Source organism: Streptomyces sp. 7N604 (assembly GCF_052245475.1).
Taxonomy (GTDB): Bacteria; Actinomycetota; Actinomycetes; order Streptomycetales; family Streptomycetaceae; genus Streptomyces.
In genome coordinates, this window is record NZ_JBQQBX010000009.1 from 171,348 (window position 1) to 187,342 (window position 15,995).

Genomic DNA, 15,995 nt, shown 5'->3' on the forward strand with positions numbered 1-15,995 from the left:
CGGCCATCACCGGGTGAAAGGGCTTTCCATGGCTCAGACGACCGCGGCCTGGGAGCCAGTGCCGCGATCCCGTACCTTCGAGCTCGTCCTCGCCCGGATCGAGGAGCAGATCCTGGCGGGCAACCTGCGCGTGGGAGACCGCCTGCCCCCGGAACGGGAGCTGGTCGAGCTGCTGGGCGTGAGCCGCGCCGCCGTACGGGAGGCGCTGCGGGTGCTGGAGGCCCAGGGCGTGCTGCGTTCCCGGGTCGGGACGGGCCCGGCGTCCGGCAGCGTGATCGCCGCCATGCCCAGTGAGGGCCTGACCCAGCTCCTCCGCCTCCACATGGCGCTGGCCAATTTCCCGCTCGGCGACGTCGCCGAGGCGCGCGCCACGCTGGAGCGGTCGAGCGCCCGCCTCGCGGCCGAGCGCGCCACCGAGGACGATCTCGCCCGCATGCGCGAGCCCCTTCTCCGTATGGATCAAGGGGGACTGGCCCGCGAGCAGTTCAACGACAGCGACACCGAATTCCACGTCGCCATCGCCGAGGCCGGAGGCAACCGGCTGATGGCCGACATGACGATCGCCGTCCGCAACGCGGTACGGCACACCCTGCTCTCCGCGTTCAACAAGCTGTCGGACTGGGAAGCCGTCCGCGCCCGTCTGCGGGCGGAGCACCACGCGATCTACGACGCCGTGGTGGCGAAGGACTCCGAGCTGGCCGGGAACCTCGTGGAGGCGCACATCCGTGGCTTCCACAAGGACATCGTCCACACGGTCCTGGAGACCCCGGAGAGCGCGGCGGAGTAACACAAGGCCGGGGGCGGCTCAGGCGGGCCGCGACGCCCGGGAGACCCGCGACGCCCCGCATGCCCGCGACCCCGGCGACCCCCGGGTTCCCGGCCGGGGCCCGCGGGCCCGGGCACGCCGGGGCCGCCCGGATCGTGGCACAGCTCGGCGGCGCGCCGTTCAGCCTGCCGAAGCCGGGGCGGGAACGGCGTGCGGACTGCGCTCGTCGCCGCTCCCGGGCACCGGCTCGGATGCGTCCGCGCCGAGGCCGGTGATGCGGTTGCTCGCGTCGACGTGGACGACCCGCGGACGGAGGCGGCGGGCCTCGGCGTCGTCCACCTGCGCGTAGCTGATCAGAATGACCAGGTCCCCCGGGTGTACGAGATGGGCCGCCGCTCCGTTGATCCCGATGACGCCGGAGCCGCGCCGGCCCTCGATGACGTAGGTCTCCAGGCGAGCACCGTTGTCGATGTCGACGATGTGGACCAGCTCACCGGGCAGCAGGTCGGCCGCCTCCATGAGGTCGGCGTCCACCGTGACCGATCCCACGTAGTGCAGGTCGGCCTCGGTCACCGTGGCGCGGTGGATCTTGGACTTGAACATGGTGCGCAGCACAGCGTCACACTCCTGACAGACAAGGGTCGCGCCCCCGGACCGGGGTACGCGCCGATGACGCCATGCTAAGGGCACGGCGGGCCGTACGGGAGCCGTGGGGCACCCCGCCCGCCCGTCGCCGGAGGTCAGGGGTGGGCCGCGAGCTTGCGGGCGGAGGGCGGACGGGCCACCGGCGCTGCTGGTGGCCCGTCGCGATGTCCGGCGATGCCGAACGCTTCCGCGTCAGGGATACGTCTCAGGAATACGTGTCAGGAATACGTCTGGCCGTAGCCGTACGGGAACAGCGCCTCCTTGCCGTCGCCGTCGTTGATCGGCTGCTGGCTCGCGGTCCGCATCCAGGTCACCGGCAGCTTGCCCGTCGGCCTGTAGTCGCCGAACAGGACGTCCGCGACGCCGTTGCCCTCGGTGCCCGGCAGCCATGCGGCCACCAGCGCGTCCCACGACGGCAGTTCGGAGGCGATGTCCAGCGGGCGCCCGGAGACGAGGACCACGACCACCGGCACGCCCGATGCCTTCAGCCTGGCCAGCGTGTCGAGGTCCTCGCTGTCCAGCCCGAGCCCCTCGGGACGGTCGCCCTTGCCCTCCGCGTAGGGCGTCTCGCCGACGACGGCGATGGCGGCCTTGTAGCTGCCGTCGATGCCGTTGCCGTTGCGGTCGTATGTGACGGCCGTGGCGGGTGACACGGCCGAGCGTATGCCCTCGAGGATCGTGGTTCCCGGTGTGATCGGGCCGCTCTTGCCTTGCCATTCGATGGTCCAGCCACCGCTCTGGTTGCCGATGTCGTCGGCGTTCTTGCCGGCCACGAAGACCTTGTCGGCGGTCTTGGGCAGCGGCAGTACGTCCTTCTCGTTCTTCAGCAGGACCTGCGACTTGCGCACGGCCTCACGGGCAAGCTGTCGGTGCTCCGCGCTGCCGACCGTGCCGGTGTACGAGCGGTCGGTGTACGGATTCTCGAACAGCCCCAGCTCGAACTTCTTCGTCAGGATGCGGCGGTTGGCGTCGTCGATACGGGACATCGGCACACGGCCCGCCTCCACCTCGGACTTGAGCGTCGTGATGAACGTACGCCACTCCTGCGGCACCATGATCATGTCCAGGCCCGCGTTGATCGCGGTGCGCACCTCCTCGGCCGTGAAGCCGGGCCGCCCGTCGATCTGGTCGATGGCGTTCCAGTCCGAGACGACGAAGCCCTTGAAGCCCAGCTCGTTCTTGAGAACGTCGGTGATCAGGTGGCGGTGAGCGTGCAGCTTCAGCCCGTTCCAGCTGCTGTAGGAGATCATCACCGAACCGACGTTCCTGGCCACCGCCTCGCGGAAGGGCGGCAGGTGGGTGGCGCGCAGCTCGGCCTCGCTCACCTCGGTGTCGCCCTGGTCCTTGCCGCCCGTGGTGCCGCCGTCACCGACGTAGTGCTTGGCGGTGGCGAGCACCGAGCCGGGGTCGTTGAGCTCGGCGCCCTGGAGCCCGGTGATGAGCGTGGTCATCGACGTGGCGATCTCGGGCTTCTCGCCGTAGGACTCGTACGTCCGGCCCCAGCGGTCGTTCTGCGCGACGCACAGGCAGGGGGCGAAGTCCCAGTCGATGCCGGTTCCCGAGACCTCCTCGGCCGTGGCCCTGCCGATCTGCTGCACGAGTGCCGGGTCGCGGGTGGCGCCGAGGCCGACGTTGTGCGGGAAGATCGTCGCCCCGTGGACGTTGTTGTGGCCGTGCACCGCGTCGACGCCGTAGATCATGGGGATGCCGAGCGGGGTGGCCATCGAGGCGCGCTGGAAGTCGTCGTACATGTCGGCCCAGGCGGTCGCCGTGTTGGGCGACGGGGCCGAGCCGCCGCCGGACAGCAGTGAGCCGAGACGGTAGTCGGTGAGATCGGCGGCGGTGACTGCGTTCCGCTCGGCCTGTGTCATCTGGCCGATCTTCTCGTCGAGCGACATTCTGCCGAGCAGGTCTTCGACCCGCTCCTGGATGGGCCGGTCCGGGTCCTTGTAGGGCGGCTCGATCGCGGCCGACGCGGACGCGGACATGGACGCGGGGACGGTGACGGCCACGGCCGTCAGCAGCGCGGCCACGGCCGACAGCAGCAACCGACCGCGCCGGCGTGGGGGGTGGGCCATCGCATGAGTAAGAGACCTCCTGGGCGAACGCTTCCGGGCATGGGCACGTCCGTGGGGGCGCAGGACGGAACGCGCGCGACGGGACGCGCGCGGCACCCTAGTGGACCGGGGAACGCGTGGTCTAGACCAGAATCGGAGTCCCACCACCGCCGCGGCCGCCACGCGCCGGCTCGTCGCGCGAAGCGGGGCAGTATAGGGCCGCGGCCACTCCTCAGGATGTATCTGCGCCATGGTCCTCTGTCTGACGGTTAGTCGGGGGATACGCTGAGTCAAGAGCAAAGAGCGATATCGCCGACGTGCATGCTCACCGCGCCGGGAGGAATCGGGTGGTCACGGACCGGTCCGAAACACAGCCAGCCGTAACCCCAAAGATGGACGAGGAGCCGCGCGTGCGGGCCGCGCGGATCGTCCCGAGGACACTTGAGCGAGATGCCGAACTGGTCGTCGCAGCCGCGGCGTTGGATACCGTCAGCGGCCGTTCGGCGACCGGTGCGGTGCCCCCCTCCCCCTCCGCACGCCGCGGCGGCCTGCTGGCCTTCACGGGACCGGCCGGAGCGGGCAAGACGACCCTCCTGGAGGAGGTGCGCGGCCTCGCGGCCGCCCGCGACTGCACAGGGCTCTTCGCCAAGGGCGGCGAGCAGGAGAAGAGCCTCGCCTTCCATGTGGTGCGGCAGTTGTTCCAGCCGCTGCTGGCCTCGTACTCCGAGAGCGAGCGCCGCGAGATGCTCGGCGACTGGTACGGCATCGTAGGCCCGTGTGTCGGCCTGTGCCCCGCCGCGGGGGGCGCGGTGCCGGACCCGGAGGGCGTGCGGGACGGGCTGGACTGGGTGGTGACCCATGTGGCGGTGCGGCGCGGACCATTGGTCCTCGTCGTCGACGACCTTCACTGGGCGGACGCGGAGTCCCTGGCGTGGCTGACGTCCTTCGCCGGGCGGGTGGAGGAACTGCCGGTGCTGCTGGTCGTCGCCTACCGCAGGGACGAACTCCGCGAGAATGCCCGCGCGTTCGGCGACATGGTCGTGCGCAACCGGGTGCGTCCGCTGGACCTGGCGCCGCTGACGCCGGCCGCCGTGGCCGATCTGATGCGCGAGGCGCTGGGCACCGAGGCCGACGACGACTTCTGTCACGAAGCCTGGCTGGTCACCGGCGGCAACCCCTTCGAGACCGTCGAGCTGGTGGCGAAGGTGCGCGACCGCCGCCTGGCCCCCGCGCGGGAGAACGCCTGCGCCCTGCGGGACCTCGCGGCCGAGACCAAGGACGGCGGCCTGGTGGAGCGGCTGGAGCAGCTCGGCTCGGTCGCGGTGCGGCTGGCCTGGGCCGTGGCCGTCCTCGGCTCGGAGGCGACCTTCGGCCTTGCCTCATCCCTGGCGGCGCTGGGACAGGCCGAGGCCGCGGAAGCGGCGGACGTGCTGCGGACCGAGCGCATTCTGACGTACAGCATGAAGCCGGAGTTCGTACATCCGCTGATCGCGACGGCGGTCTACCGCGCCATCCCGCCCGCAATGCGGGTGGCGCTGCACGGCAAGGCCGCCTGGGAGCTCGTCGAGGCGGGCGAGAGCCCGGCCGCGGTGGCCCGCCACCTGCTGGAGACACAGCCGGAAGGCGATGCCTGGGTGGCGGAGCAACTGCTGGAAGCCGCCCGGGAGTACGTGCGCCGCGGCGCTCCCGGCGCCGCCCGCCGCTGCCTGAGCCGCGCCCTGCGCGAGCCTCCGCCCGCGGGTCTTGCGGCCACGGTGCTGTACGAACTGGGTTCCCCGGGGCTGCTGCAGGACCCGGCGGCGACGGTGAACCTCTTGCGGGCCGCGCTGGAGGAGCCTGATCTGTCGCCGGCGCTGCGGCAGAGCATCGTGATCCGTATCATCCGGACGCTCGCGTACTGCGACCGGCTGACCGAGGCGGCGGATGTGGCGATCCGGGAGGCCCGTTCCGCCACGGACTCGCGCGTGCGCCTGCGCATGCTCATGGAGCACTTCATGGCGGCGAGCTTCACCTCCGAAGACCGCGAAGCCCCGGCCCTCTCGCGCCGGCTCGCCCACCTCACGCGGCGGCTGACCGGCAGGAGCCAGACGGAGCGCTATCTGTTCGGGCTGCGCGGGTGGGATGCGATGGTGCGCGGCGAACCGGCGTCGACCGCGCTGGAGTACGCGGAGCGGGCGCTGGGTCCTGAAGGGATGACCTGGACGGACGAGGAGTGGAGCTTCGAGGTGCCGTCGCTGGTGGCGCTCACCTTTCTCTACTGCGACCGCCCGGACCGGGCCGAGGAGCTGTACGCGGGAGCCATCGCGGAGTACGAACGGCAGGGCTGGCGCGGGATGCACCTCGCGCTCGGCTACAGCCTGCTGGGCTTCATCCGCTTCTGGAAGGGCCGACTGACCGACGCCGAGGACTTCGTACGCGCCGGGCTGCGGCTTGCGGACCGGCTGGGGCCCGCGGGCACCCCGGCGCAGTGGTACGCGGTGGCGGGCCTGATCGAGATCCTGATGGCCCGTGGGGACACCGCGGCTGCCCAGGAGCTGGCGGCGGAGCGCCGGTTCGGCAAGCCCTTCCCTTCGGCCGTGACGCTTCCCGACGCCCAGACCGTCCACGGCGAACTGCTGCTGGCGCGCGGCATGCACAAGGAAGCCGCCGAGGAGCTGTCCGAGGTGGGCCGCCGCCTCGACCTGCGCGGTATGCGCAACCCCGCCTGGGTCCCCTGGCTGCCCAACCTGGCGCTCGCCTCCGGGACGACGGACGCCGCGCGGGCGCTGGAGCTGGCGCAGGAGGCGCTGCGCCGCGCCGAGCGGTTCGGTACGGGGACGGCGGTGGGACAGGCGCTGCGCGTGCTCGCCCGGTTGACCGAGGGACCGGAGGACATCGCCCATCTGCAGCGGGCCGTCCGGGTGTTGGAGCTGGCGCCCTCGGGGTACGAGCTCGCGCGCGCTCTGGTCGAGCTCGGTACCGCGCTGTGCCGCGCGGGACGCCTCGCGGAGGCCGCCGAGCCCTTGCACCGGGGCGTCTGCCTGGCCGGGCAGTGCGGGGCCGGAGGTGTCGCGGCGCAGGCACGCGACGAGCTGGTGGCGGCTGGGCTGAGGCCGCGCCGGTTGGAAACGCCGCGGCACGAGTCGCTCTAGCAAGGCGTGCGTCCAGTCGCACGGCGCACGTTGAGCGATGCGCGCCGTGCCGTGCGCCACCTCGTCGATCCTGTCGCGCCAAGGGGCCGGGTCCCCGGTTTCCCCCAGCGCCGTGCGGTGAAGGTTGAGGGCGTAACCACGAAGAGTGTTAAACACATCACTCTCCGCCCCTGCCTCATCTCGCTCCCTAGGAGGGGGCCATGCGCGCTGCTGCGGCAGATGCCGAGCGCCAGTCCCTGACCACCCCCACCGATGCCGTACCGGACCTGACGGAGATCCGGCTGGCGGTCGACACCGTGCTCGCGGAGTTCCTGGCGGCCAAGCGCCGTTCCGCGAGACCACCGCTCCAGGAACTCATCGACACCTTGGACGGCTTCATCTCCATCGGCGGCAAGCGGATCCGGCCGGTGATGTGCGTGTGCGGCTGGCGCGCGGCGGGTGGTGAGGGAACACCCGAGCAAGTGGTGCGGGCCGCTGCGTCGTTGGAGCTCTTCCACACCTTCGCCCTCATCCATGACGACGTCATGGACGACAGCGGCACCCGGCGAGGGCACCCCACCGTCCACCGGTCGCTGACCCACCGCCACCGCAGCCAGGGCCGCCCCGGAAACGCCGACCGGTTCGGTGTGAACGCGGCCGTCCTGCTGGGCGACCTCACACTGGCCTGGTCGGACGAGCTGCTGCACACCAGCGGACTCACGTTCGGCCAACTGCGCGCAGCCCTCCCGGTGGTGGACGCGATGCGCAACGAGGTCATGTACGGCCAGTACCTCGACCTGCTCGGCACCGGCAGGCCGGCCGGGGACGTCGCCCACGCCCTGGAGGTGAACCGCTTCAAGACCGCGAAGTACACCGTCGAGCGACCGCTGCACCTCGGCAGCGCGCTGGCCGGCTGCGACAGCTCCGTCACGGACGCCTGCACCGCGTACGCCCTCCCGGTCGGAGAGGCCTTCCAGCTGCGGGACGACCTCCTGGGAGCCTTCGGCGATCCCGCGGCGACCGGGAAACCCGCCGCCGACGACTTCCGCGAGGGCAAGTACACGGTCCTGATGGCCCTCGCCGTCGCGCAGGCCACTCCCTCCCAACTCCGGCTTCTGCACGCACTGGTGGGCCGCTCCGATCTCACCGGGGAGGAAGCCGACGCCGTACGGGCCGTCCTGGAGGCCACCGGTGCCCGGCTCGCGGTCGAGGGCATGATCGCCCGTCGCTGCCGCCGGGCTCTGGCCGCCCTCGACCGCGCGCCCTTCCCCGAGGCGGCCACCGTGCCCCTGCGCCAACTCGCTCACGCAGCCTCTGCGAGGACCTCATGACCGAATTCTTCCTGCCCGAGATGCCCCGGCTGCTGCCCGTCGCGTACCACCCCCAGGCCGCGCAGATCGAGTTCCGGTCCAACGGCTGGGTGCGCCGCCGGCTCGGCGGCTGCTTCGCCGGCGAGGAGGACCTGCTGTTCTTCCTGCGCCAGCGGAACGGGCTGTACGGACCGCTGACCGTGCCGGACGCCGGTGAGCAGCGGGCCCTCGACGTCGCCGACTGGTACCAGTACGTCACCGTCATCGACAGCTCCGTCTCGGACCGCTCGGCGCTGGGAGCCGACGAGGCCGCTGCCCGCGCGGTGTTCACCGGCATCATGGCCGACTTTCACGGCGAACGCGGCGGCAGCGAGGACTTCCCGTACGGCCTGGCGGGCAAGGACCTGTGGCGGCGGATCAGCCCGGGACTCTCTCCCGCGCAGATCGGGCGGTTCGCCGACGCTCTCGAGGGGTTTCTGCGCGGGTGCGCGACCGAGATCCGTTTCAAGCTGACGGACACGGTGCCGGATTTCCAGACCTGCATGGCCGTGCGCCTGGACAGCTTCGGCTGCGACTTCATCCGGCTCATGACCGAGTACGCGGCGGAGGTCGACATGAGCCCGTACGAGCCGCTGCTCGCCGAGGTGCACACCCACGCCATGCGGCAGATGATCATCGTCAACGATCTGCTGTCGTGGCGCAAGGAGCACGCGCAGGAGGACAAGATGACGCTGGTCCGCGTGCTCATCGAGCGCGAAGGGCTCTGTCTGCAAGAGGCAGTTGACCGGCTCTGTGAGCAGGCGGAGCACCACGAGAGGGCCTATATCGCGGCCCGGGACCAGGTACGGCACGGGCCGTACGGCACCCGCGTGGAGATCCTCGCCTATCTCGACGGCATGAATCACGTCATCGCCGGCAGCCAGGAATTCGAGTACCTCACCCCGCGCTACTTCGGCGACGGCTACGTCTGGGACGGCTCCGCCTCGGGCTGGATCAGCCTCACCGCCCCCGTCACCCGATTCCGTCCACAGCCCGACATGGCACCGGTGCCGGGAGCAGCCGACCGCGCGTGCTGTCACACGTGCTGACACCACCGATGACGAGGAGCAGAAGAGTGGCAGAGAGGTCACGCGAACGGCCGGGCACCGGCCCTACGACCACCGGGCCGACGACGCACGGCCGCACGGCCACCGGCACCCCTGCGCTGTGGACGAAGGGCACCGCTCCCGGCCGGATCCCGGTACTCGCCCATGCGATCCGTCTGCGGCGCCGCCCACTGGAGTTCCTGGCAGCCCTGCCCGTCCACGGGGACCTGGTCAAGGTGCGTCTCGGCTCGCACCGGGCGTACATGGTCTGCCGGCCCGAACTCGTACGCCAGGTACTGCTGGACCCGCGCACCTACGACAAGGGCGGCCCGCTTTTCGACAAGGTCCGACCGCTCGTGGGCAACGGCCTGTTCACCTCGGGCTGGGCGGAGCACCGTATGCAGCGCCGGCTGGTCCAGCCCGCCTTCCACCCCGGCCGGATGGCCTCGTACGCCGCCGTGATGTGCGAGGAGATCGACGCCACGCTCGGGGCGTGGCAGGAAGGCCGGGCCGTCGAGCTCAACGCGGCACTGCATGCCCTCACGGTCCGCGTCACCACGCGAACGCTGTTCTCCACGACGATCGACAGCCGGGCCGTTGAGGAGGTACAGCACTGTCTGCCCGTCATTCTCAGAGGCATCTACAAGCGCATGGTCGCGCCGATCGGGCTGCTGGAGAAGCTGCCCACCCCGGAGAACAGGCGCTTCGACCAGGCGCGCGCGAGGCTGCGCGCGGTCATCGAGGAAACCGTCCAGGGCCGCCGGAGCGCGCGGGCCGACAACGGGGACCTGCTGTCGATCCTGATCGGGACCGACGAGGAGAGCGGCGAGCGCTTCACCGACGAGGAGATCCACGACCAGGTCATGACCCTGCTGATCGCCGGCACGGAAACTACCGCGAGCGTTCTGGCCTGGGCTTTCCACCTGCTGGGTGAGAACGCCGAAGCCGAGCGGCAGTTGCTGGGCGAAGTCGACCGCGTCCTCGGGGGCCGGCTGCCCGCCTTTCCCGACCTGCCCGCCCTCGACTACGCCCGGCGCGTCGTTCTCGAAACCCTTCGCCTCTACCCGCCTGCCTGGCTGCTCAGCCGGATGGTCACCACCGCGACCGTACTCGCGGGACAGTGGCTGGCTCCCGGCACGACCGTCCTGTTCAGCCCGTACGTCCTCGGCCGCGACCCCCGTGTCTTCGCCGACCCCGAGCGCTTCGACCCCGACCGCTGGCTTCCCGAGCGGGCGTCGTCGGTGCCGCGCGGTGCGATGGTCGCCTTCGGCGCGGGCAGCCGCAAATGCGTCGGCGACGCCTTCGGCCTGGCGGAAGCGACCCTCGCGCTGGCCGCTGTCGGTACGCGCTGGCGGCTACGGCCCGCGCCCGGCAAGGCGGTTCGGCCGAAACCGGAAGCTGCCCTGGGCACCGGCCCCCTCCTGATGATCCCGCAGCCTCGGCGTCCCAGCGGCACCTCAGGGGGCACCTAGGAGTATCCGGTGGATCTCTCCCGCCCTCCCCTGGGGACACCTCCCGGGCCGACGACGCGACAACGGGCCTGCAGCTGGAGGAGGCCCGCGCGCCGCGTCGCGTACGTCGCGCGCGTCAGTGCGACTACACCCGAACAGATTCGGTCGAACATCACGAATACTCTGCGTAGTTGAGTGCGGAGCGCGGCGCGAGGGTCTGCGGGCGCAGGCCGCGCCGCTCAGCGCAGGCCCATGACGAGGGTGACGACGGCGCCCACCGCCCCCGCGGCGATTTCCAGACGGTCCGTCAGCTGCCGGGTCAGCCACAGTCCCCGGCCGCCCTCCCCCGCGAGCATCCCGGGCGGGTCGGGTGGAATGACGTCCTCACTGAAGCCGGGGCCGTGGTCGGTGACGCGGCAGTGCAGCGTGCCGTCGCCGCGGTAGAGGAGCAGGCGGCCGGCCCCGCCGCCGTGCTCGACCGCGTTGCACGCCACCTCGTGCACGGCGAGTACGAAGTCGCTCCGGCGCGGCTCGCCGAGACCCGCCCGTGCCGCGCACTCCGCCAGCCGCCGCCGCAGCATGGGTACGTCCTCGCCAACGAAGAGCAGCTCAAGCAACCGCTCCTGCGGAAAGCCCGCCAGATCGGCGCTCATGGCTTCAGTCACCTCGACCTCCGTCAGGGCCAGCCGCGGCGGTGCACAGCAATATGGAAACCGCGATCCGCATATGACGCTACTCGGCGTCATCATCAGACACCACGCGTCACAACTTTTGCGCCGACGCATACACATCTTGAACGGACGAACCACGAAGGCGATCGAAAGCGTCCTCCCGGTGTCCGGACGTGATCACCGGACTGGAACGGCCAACTTCTGGAGAGGACCCGGACATGGACATCGTCAGCTGGATAATCCTCGGCCTGATCGCCGGAGTCATCGCCAAGGTCCTGCTCCCGGGCCGCGACCCCGGCGGCCTCGTGGGCACCACTCTTATCGGGATCGTGGGGGCTTTTCTCGGCGGCTGGTTGTCGGCGCAATTCCTCGACCGGCCCGTGGAAAAGGACTTCTACGATCCGGCGACGTGGGTCGCCGCCATCGCGGGGGCGCTGGTCCTGCTGATCGGCTACCGGATCCTCTTCGGCCACTCACGCGATCGCCGCTGAGCGCCGAGCCGCCTGCGGCGGCCACGCCCTAACGGGCCTCGGGGTCCCGGTCCGAATCCCGCTCCCGCTCCGTGTCCCGGCCCCGGTCCGTGTCCCGGTCCCGGCCCCGGTCCGTGTCCCGGTCCCGGTTCGTGTCCCGGTCCCGGTTCGTGTCCCGGTCCCGGCCCATGCCCCGGTGCCCGCCCGGATCCGAATCCGGACCCGGGTTCCGGTCCGTCGCCCGGGCCGGAACCCCGTCCGGCCCGTCGCCCCGCCCCCGCCCCCGGCCCGCGTCCGCCGCCGATCCGGCAGCGCGCTGCAGCAGGTGACCGAGACCATGCCGGGTCGCCGCGATGACGACGCGGTCCTCGGGGCGCAGTACGTACCCGGGGTGCAGGTCCCACTCCAGTTCCGCCGGGCGCCCCTCCTCGCCGACCCGGAGCGGCAGGGACAGGTCGGGGCTGCGGTCCTCAGGAGCGGCCACGTCGAGCGCCATAACCCGCCACGCGCCGGGCCGGAAGGCCTCGGCCACCGTACGTCCCGCCAGCTCGGGGTGTCCGCCCACCTCCACCGCCGCGAAGAGCAGCACACGGCGCTGGACCGGGATGGCACCCAGGATCTGACGCCCCATCATCGCGCCCGCGAAGGAGGGCCCGGCCAGCGCCGAGACGCTGCGGCTGCGGGTCAGGGCCCCGGGGTAGGAGTCCCGGAGCGTGCGGTAGACGGTCGTGGAGAACTCGTCGTCGTACAGCCGCAGGACGACCCGCAGATCGGGCCGGATCTCGCGCGCGTACAGCACCGCCTCCAGGTTCGTACTGTCGCTGCTGGTCAGGGCGAGCATGACGCGGCTGCGCCGGATCTTGGCGGCCTCGAGGACCCCCTCCTCCGTCACATCCCCGATGACGACGGGCACCCGGCGGCTGCGGGCGAGCGCGACCCCGCGCGCGCCCTGGTCGCGTTCGACGCATACCACCGGGATGTCGAGCTCGCAGAGCCGGTCGAGGACGCGGGTGCCGACCTTGCCCAGGCCCAGCAGGACGACGTGCCCGGACAGGCCACGCGGCGGCCGGCGTACGGCGGAGGCCGCGCGGAAGGCGCCATAGCTCTCCAGGACGACGGCGAACAGCAGCGGCAGCATCAGCATTCCGGCGAACCCGGCGAGGAGCTGGAGGATCTGACGCCCACTGGACTCGTCCACGGCGGGGTCGCCGATCGCGAAGACGTCGAGGAGGGAGAGGTACGTGGCGTGCAGCAGGTCGTAGCCCGTGACCAGCCAGGTCAGGACCGCCAGCAGGGCGACCAGGGCGGTGAGACCGGCGCTCGCGAGGCGCAGCCTGCGGGAGAAGAAGGAGCCCAGCGGCAGGGATCCGATCAGCCGGGGCACGGCCGGCGAGGCCTGTTCCGTGCCGCTGCTGAGCGCTTCGAGCACGACGGCCGGGTGGGCCGAGTGCGTACGGGCCAGCGTCTCGTCGTCCGGGAGGAGCTGCGGCTCGTCGTCGTCGGTGGCGGCCTGCAGGGCGAGGGTGCACAGCGCGCCGCGGCTGTCGCGCTCGCCCGCTGTGCGGTCGGCGGCGCGCAGCATGAGGCCGTCGGCCTGCACGATCTTGGTGGTACCCGTGACGGCGGCCGCGGCGAGCGAGTGCGCGGCGGTGTCCGCGTCGGAGAGCACGGTCGTCGAGGCGTCGATCGCGCGGGCGTCGAGCCCCGGGGCCCGTACAGCGGAGGCCCGCTGCAGGAGCGCTTCGAGGTGCCGGCCCAGCTTGCGGTTGAAGAGGCGTACGACCAGCCGCAGTTCGGGGTTCAGGCGGCGGGCCCGCAGCGCGGCGTGGATGTTGGCCTGGTCGTCGCCGAGGGTGAGCGCGAGCGCTGCCGCGCCCTCCACTCCGGCCTCCAGCAGCGCCCCGTCGTCCGGCTCCGTGGCCTCGACGACCGAGACGGACACCTCGGAGCGGCGGGCGAGCGCGGCGATCTGGGGGCCGTGGCGGTGGCGTACGGACGGCAGGACGACCGTGACCTCCTCCCCGTAGACGGTGGCCAGTTCGGTGACGAGACGGTGCGCGAGCGCGTTGTCACCGCAGACGACCATGTGGCCGGACCGGGGGGCGCGGCGCGGAAACGGCAGCTGGAACGGCAGGGAAGGCACCCGATAGAGGATGCCTGCTCGTCCGACGAGACGTCATGGATCAAGCCAATTCGGCGAAGTTTTCGACCGCCTGGGTCTTTCCGGTGACAACGATCACGTCGCCGGGCCGGACCACGGTCTCGGCGGTCGCGTACGTGAAGTCGGCGCCCGGGCGCTTGATGCCGACGACCGTGATCCCGTATCTGCTGCGCACCCGGCTCTCGCCGAGCGGCACCCCGCCGACCGCGTTCGGGGCGATCGTCTTGATCAGCGCGTAGTCGCTGTCGAACTCGATGAAGTCCAGCATCCGCCCGGTGACCAGGTGGGCGACACGCTCGCCCATCTCGTGCTCGGGCAGGACGACATGGTGGGCGCCCACGCGTTCCAGGATCTCGGCGTGCTGGCGGCTCGCGGCCCTGGACCAGATGTTCGGTACGCCGACATGGGCGAGGTTGGAGGTGACCAGGATGCTGGACTCCAGGTCGGTACCGATGCCGACGACCACGCGGCTGAACTCGGTGATGCCCAGCTGGGTCAGCGCCTGCGGGTCGGTGCAGTCGGCGACCACGGCGTGGGTCAGGTCGCCGCTGAGCTGCTGGATGATCCGGGGGGCGGAGTCGACGCCGAGGACGTCCCAGCCCCGCCGCGTCAGCTCCAGGGCGAGGGAGCTGCCGAACCGGCCGAGGCCGATCACCGCGACCCGGGCCGCCACTTCCGGCTTGCGCATCCCGCGGCTGGCCCGGCGGCGGGCGCGGAACTTGTTCAGGTGCGTGCTAGCCAATGATCGGTCGCTCCTCGGGGAGTTGGTAGCGGCGGGCGCGCTCGCGCAGGGCCAGGGCCGAGGCCAGGGTGATGGGCCCGAGCCGGCCGATGAACATGAGGCCGATCAGGACGACCAGGGCGGGATCCGGCAGGTCCGGGGTGATGCCGGTGGACAGGCCGACCGTGGCGAAGGCCGAGACGGCCTCGAACAGGACGGCTTCGAAGGTCTCGTCCTCGGAGACGGTCAGCAGGACGAGCGTCGCCCCGATGACGCAGCCCACCCCCACGAGCGCGACGGTCAGCGCCTGCCTGAGGGCGGACGGCGCGATCCTGCGGCCCATCACATCCACCGCGGTGTCGCCGCGGGCCTCGGCCAAGATGGCGGCGGCCAGCACGGCGAAGGTGGTGACCTTGATGCCGCCCGCGGTGCCGGCGCTACCGCCTCCGATGAACATCAGGATGCAGGTGCCGAGGAGGGTGGCGGGTTCCAGCGCGGCGACATCGATGGCGTTGAAGCCCGCGGTGCGGCTCATCGCGGAGTAGAAGAAGCCGCTCAGGAGCTTGTGCGGCCACGAAAACGGTCCGATGGTCCCGGGGTTGGACCACTCCAGACCGAGTGTCAGCGCGGTGCCGGCGACCAGCAGCACGGCCGTGGTGGCCACCGTGAGCCGCGTGTGCAGAGACCAGCGGCGGGCCGCCGCGCCGCGGGTGCGCCGGCTGCCCCGCAGCAGCTCCAGCAGGACCGGGAAGCCGATGCCGCCGAGGATGACGGCCGCGGCGACGGGAAGGGTCACCCAGGGGTCGTCGGTATAACCCACGAGATTGTCCGCGTGCAGGCCGAACCCCGCGTTGTTGAAGGCGGATACGGCGTGGAAGAAGCCGCTGAACGCCGCCTCCCCCACCGTCCGCCCGTACCCGAACCGGAAGCGCAGGGCGAGGACCACGCCGAAGGCCAGCTCCACGGCGAGCGTGGTGGCGGCGACGCCGAGGAGCACCCGGCGTACGTCCCCGATGCCCAAGGTCTTCGTCTCCGCCTGCGCCGTGAGCTGCATCCGCAGCTTCAGCCGCCCGGAGACGAGCAGACCGAGCAGCGAGGCGAAGGTCATGATGCCGAAGCCGCCGACCTGAATCAGGCCGAGGATGACGGACTGGCCGAAGCCGCTCCAGTAGGTGCCGGTGTCGACGACCGCGAGGCCGGTGACGCACACTGCGGAGGTGGACGTGAACACGGTGGTCAGGGGGTTCGTGGCCGTGCCGTCCTGAGCGGCGAGCGGCAGGGTGAGCAGCAGGGCACCCGCGACGATCGCCAGGGCGAAGGCGAAGACACCGGCGCGGGCAGGGTGGGCAATCAGCCGGGACCACCGGGGCCGCCGCATCCACGCCGCACCTGTGGCCACCGCACCAACCCTTCTGCCACTCCGGCCGATCTCTCAGCGGTGCGCGTCACCCTACCGGCGCGCTGGGCGTTCTTCGTGGAGACATTCGCCCCGTTATGTTCCTCGTGGACGACGTCCCGGACGAGACGCTCCCGGACGGTCCGGACGGA

Annotated in this window: 12 protein-coding genes; 6 read left to right on the forward strand and 6 right to left on the reverse strand. The window is 71.5% G+C overall.

Annotated elements, in window-relative coordinates; genetic code table 11:
• Nucleotides 1-28 precede the first annotated feature (28 nt).
• Nucleotides 29-787 carry a FadR/GntR family transcriptional regulator gene (locus tag ACTWP8_RS12360; RefSeq protein ID WP_443322183.1) on the forward strand — a complete coding sequence of 253 codons (759 nt, stop codon included), beginning with the start codon at nucleotides 29-31 and terminating at the stop codon, nucleotides 785-787.
• Nucleotides 788-946: 159 nt separating this feature from the next.
• Here the strand turns inward: ACTWP8_RS12360 and panD are convergent, their stop codons facing one another.
• Together panD and ACTWP8_RS12370 are read right to left on the reverse strand one after the other, a co-directional pair.
• Complete coding sequence (gene panD / locus ACTWP8_RS12365; protein ID WP_443314709.1) at nucleotides 947-1,381, reverse strand: aspartate 1-decarboxylase; 435 nt, start codon at nucleotides 1,379-1,381, stop codon at nucleotides 947-949.
• Between the two features lie 248 nt (nucleotides 1,382-1,629).
• Nucleotides 1,630-3,489 carry a glycoside hydrolase family 3 protein gene (locus ACTWP8_RS12370; RefSeq protein WP_443322184.1) on the reverse strand — a complete coding sequence of 620 codons (1,860 nt, stop codon included), beginning with the start codon at nucleotides 3,487-3,489 and terminating at the stop codon, nucleotides 1,630-1,632.
• Nucleotides 3,490-3,878: 389 nt separating this feature from the next.
• Between ACTWP8_RS12370 and ACTWP8_RS12375 the strand changes: the two genes are divergently transcribed.
• The 4 genes from ACTWP8_RS12375 (at nucleotide 3,879) to ACTWP8_RS12390 (ending at nucleotide 10,445) form a co-directional block, all read left to right on the forward strand.
• Nucleotides 3,879-6,599 carry an ATP-binding protein gene (locus ACTWP8_RS12375; RefSeq protein ID WP_443322185.1) on the forward strand — a complete coding sequence of 907 codons (2,721 nt, stop codon included), beginning with the start codon at nucleotides 3,879-3,881 and terminating at the stop codon, nucleotides 6,597-6,599.
• 200 nt (nucleotides 6,600-6,799) lie between these two features.
• Nucleotides 6,800-7,909, forward strand: a complete 1,110-nt coding sequence (locus ACTWP8_RS12380) for a polyprenyl synthetase family protein (protein WP_443322186.1) — start codon at nucleotides 6,800-6,802, stop codon at nucleotides 7,907-7,909.
• Nucleotides 7,906-8,976, forward strand: coding sequence for a terpene synthase family protein (locus ACTWP8_RS12385; protein ID WP_443322187.1), 1,071 nt, complete (start codon nucleotides 7,906-7,908; stop codon nucleotides 8,974-8,976). The genes ACTWP8_RS12380 and ACTWP8_RS12385 overlap by 4 nt, the downstream gene beginning before the upstream one ends.
• Before the next feature lie 26 nt (nucleotides 8,977-9,002).
• Nucleotides 9,003-10,445, forward strand: coding sequence for a cytochrome P450 (locus ACTWP8_RS12390; protein ID WP_443322188.1), 1,443 nt, complete (start codon nucleotides 9,003-9,005; stop codon nucleotides 10,443-10,445).
• A gap of 218 nt (nucleotides 10,446-10,663) precedes the next feature.
• On the opposite strand, the gene ACTWP8_RS12395 is transcribed toward ACTWP8_RS12390, so the two are convergent.
• A complete protein-coding gene (locus ACTWP8_RS12395; protein ID WP_443314703.1) occupies nucleotides 10,664-11,077 on the reverse strand; it encodes an ATP-binding protein in 414 nt (137 codons plus the stop codon).
• A 236-nt stretch (nucleotides 11,078-11,313) separates the two neighbouring features.
• Between ACTWP8_RS12395 and ACTWP8_RS12400 the strand changes: the two genes are divergently transcribed.
• The gene (locus ACTWP8_RS12400) at nucleotides 11,314-11,586 is read left to right on the forward strand and encodes a GlsB/YeaQ/YmgE family stress response membrane protein (RefSeq protein WP_443314702.1); all 273 of its coding nucleotides are present in this window, start codon (nucleotides 11,314-11,316) and stop codon (nucleotides 11,584-11,586) included.
• A gap of 28 nt (nucleotides 11,587-11,614) precedes the next feature.
• Here ACTWP8_RS12400 and ACTWP8_RS12405 read toward each other — a convergent pair whose 3' ends face one another.
• From ACTWP8_RS12405 to ACTWP8_RS12415, 3 genes are all read right to left on the reverse strand, one after another.
• Complete coding sequence (locus ACTWP8_RS12405) at nucleotides 11,615-13,651, reverse strand: NAD-binding protein (protein WP_443322232.1); 2,037 nt, start codon at nucleotides 13,649-13,651, stop codon at nucleotides 11,615-11,617.
• A 97-nt stretch (nucleotides 13,652-13,748) separates the two neighbouring features.
• Entirely contained in the window at nucleotides 13,749-14,468 is a 720-nt protein-coding gene (locus ACTWP8_RS12410; protein WP_443322189.1) for a potassium channel family protein, read from the reverse strand.
• Nucleotides 14,461-15,825 (reverse strand): TrkH family potassium uptake protein, encoded by a 1,365-nt coding sequence (locus tag ACTWP8_RS12415; protein WP_443322190.1) that lies wholly within the window; start codon nucleotides 15,823-15,825, stop codon nucleotides 14,461-14,463. Before ACTWP8_RS12415 ends, ACTWP8_RS12410 begins: the two co-directional genes overlap by 8 nt.
• Nucleotides 15,826-15,995 lie beyond the last annotated feature (170 nt).

Excerpts from the sequence above, each read along its gene's own strand:
- ACTWP8_RS12360 (WP_443322183.1), top strand. The coding sequence starts at position 29 with ATGGCTCAGACGACCGCGGCCTGGGAGCCAGTGCCGCGATCCCGTACC.
- ACTWP8_RS12370 (WP_443322184.1), bottom strand. The coding sequence starts at position 3,489 with ATGGCCCACCCCCCACGCCGGCGCGGTCGGTTGCTGCTGTCGGCCGTG.
- ACTWP8_RS12380 (WP_443322186.1), top strand. The coding sequence starts at position 6,800 with ATGCGCGCTGCTGCGGCAGATGCCGAGCGCCAGTCCCTGACCACCCCC.
- ACTWP8_RS12385 (WP_443322187.1), top strand. The coding sequence starts at position 7,906 with ATGACCGAATTCTTCCTGCCCGAGATGCCCCGGCTGCTGCCCGTCGCG.
- ACTWP8_RS12395 (WP_443314703.1), bottom strand. The coding sequence starts at position 11,077 with ATGAGCGCCGATCTGGCGGGCTTTCCGCAGGAGCGGTTGCTTGAGCTG.
- ACTWP8_RS12400 (WP_443314702.1), top strand. The coding sequence starts at position 11,314 with ATGGACATCGTCAGCTGGATAATCCTCGGCCTGATCGCCGGAGTCATC.
- ACTWP8_RS12405 (WP_443322232.1), bottom strand. The coding sequence starts at position 13,651 with ATGGTCGTCTGCGGTGACAACGCGCTCGCGCACCGTCTCGTCACCGAA.
- ACTWP8_RS12415 (WP_443322190.1), bottom strand. The coding sequence starts at position 15,825 with ATGCGGCGGCCCCGGTGGTCCCGGCTGATTGCCCACCCTGCCCGCGCC.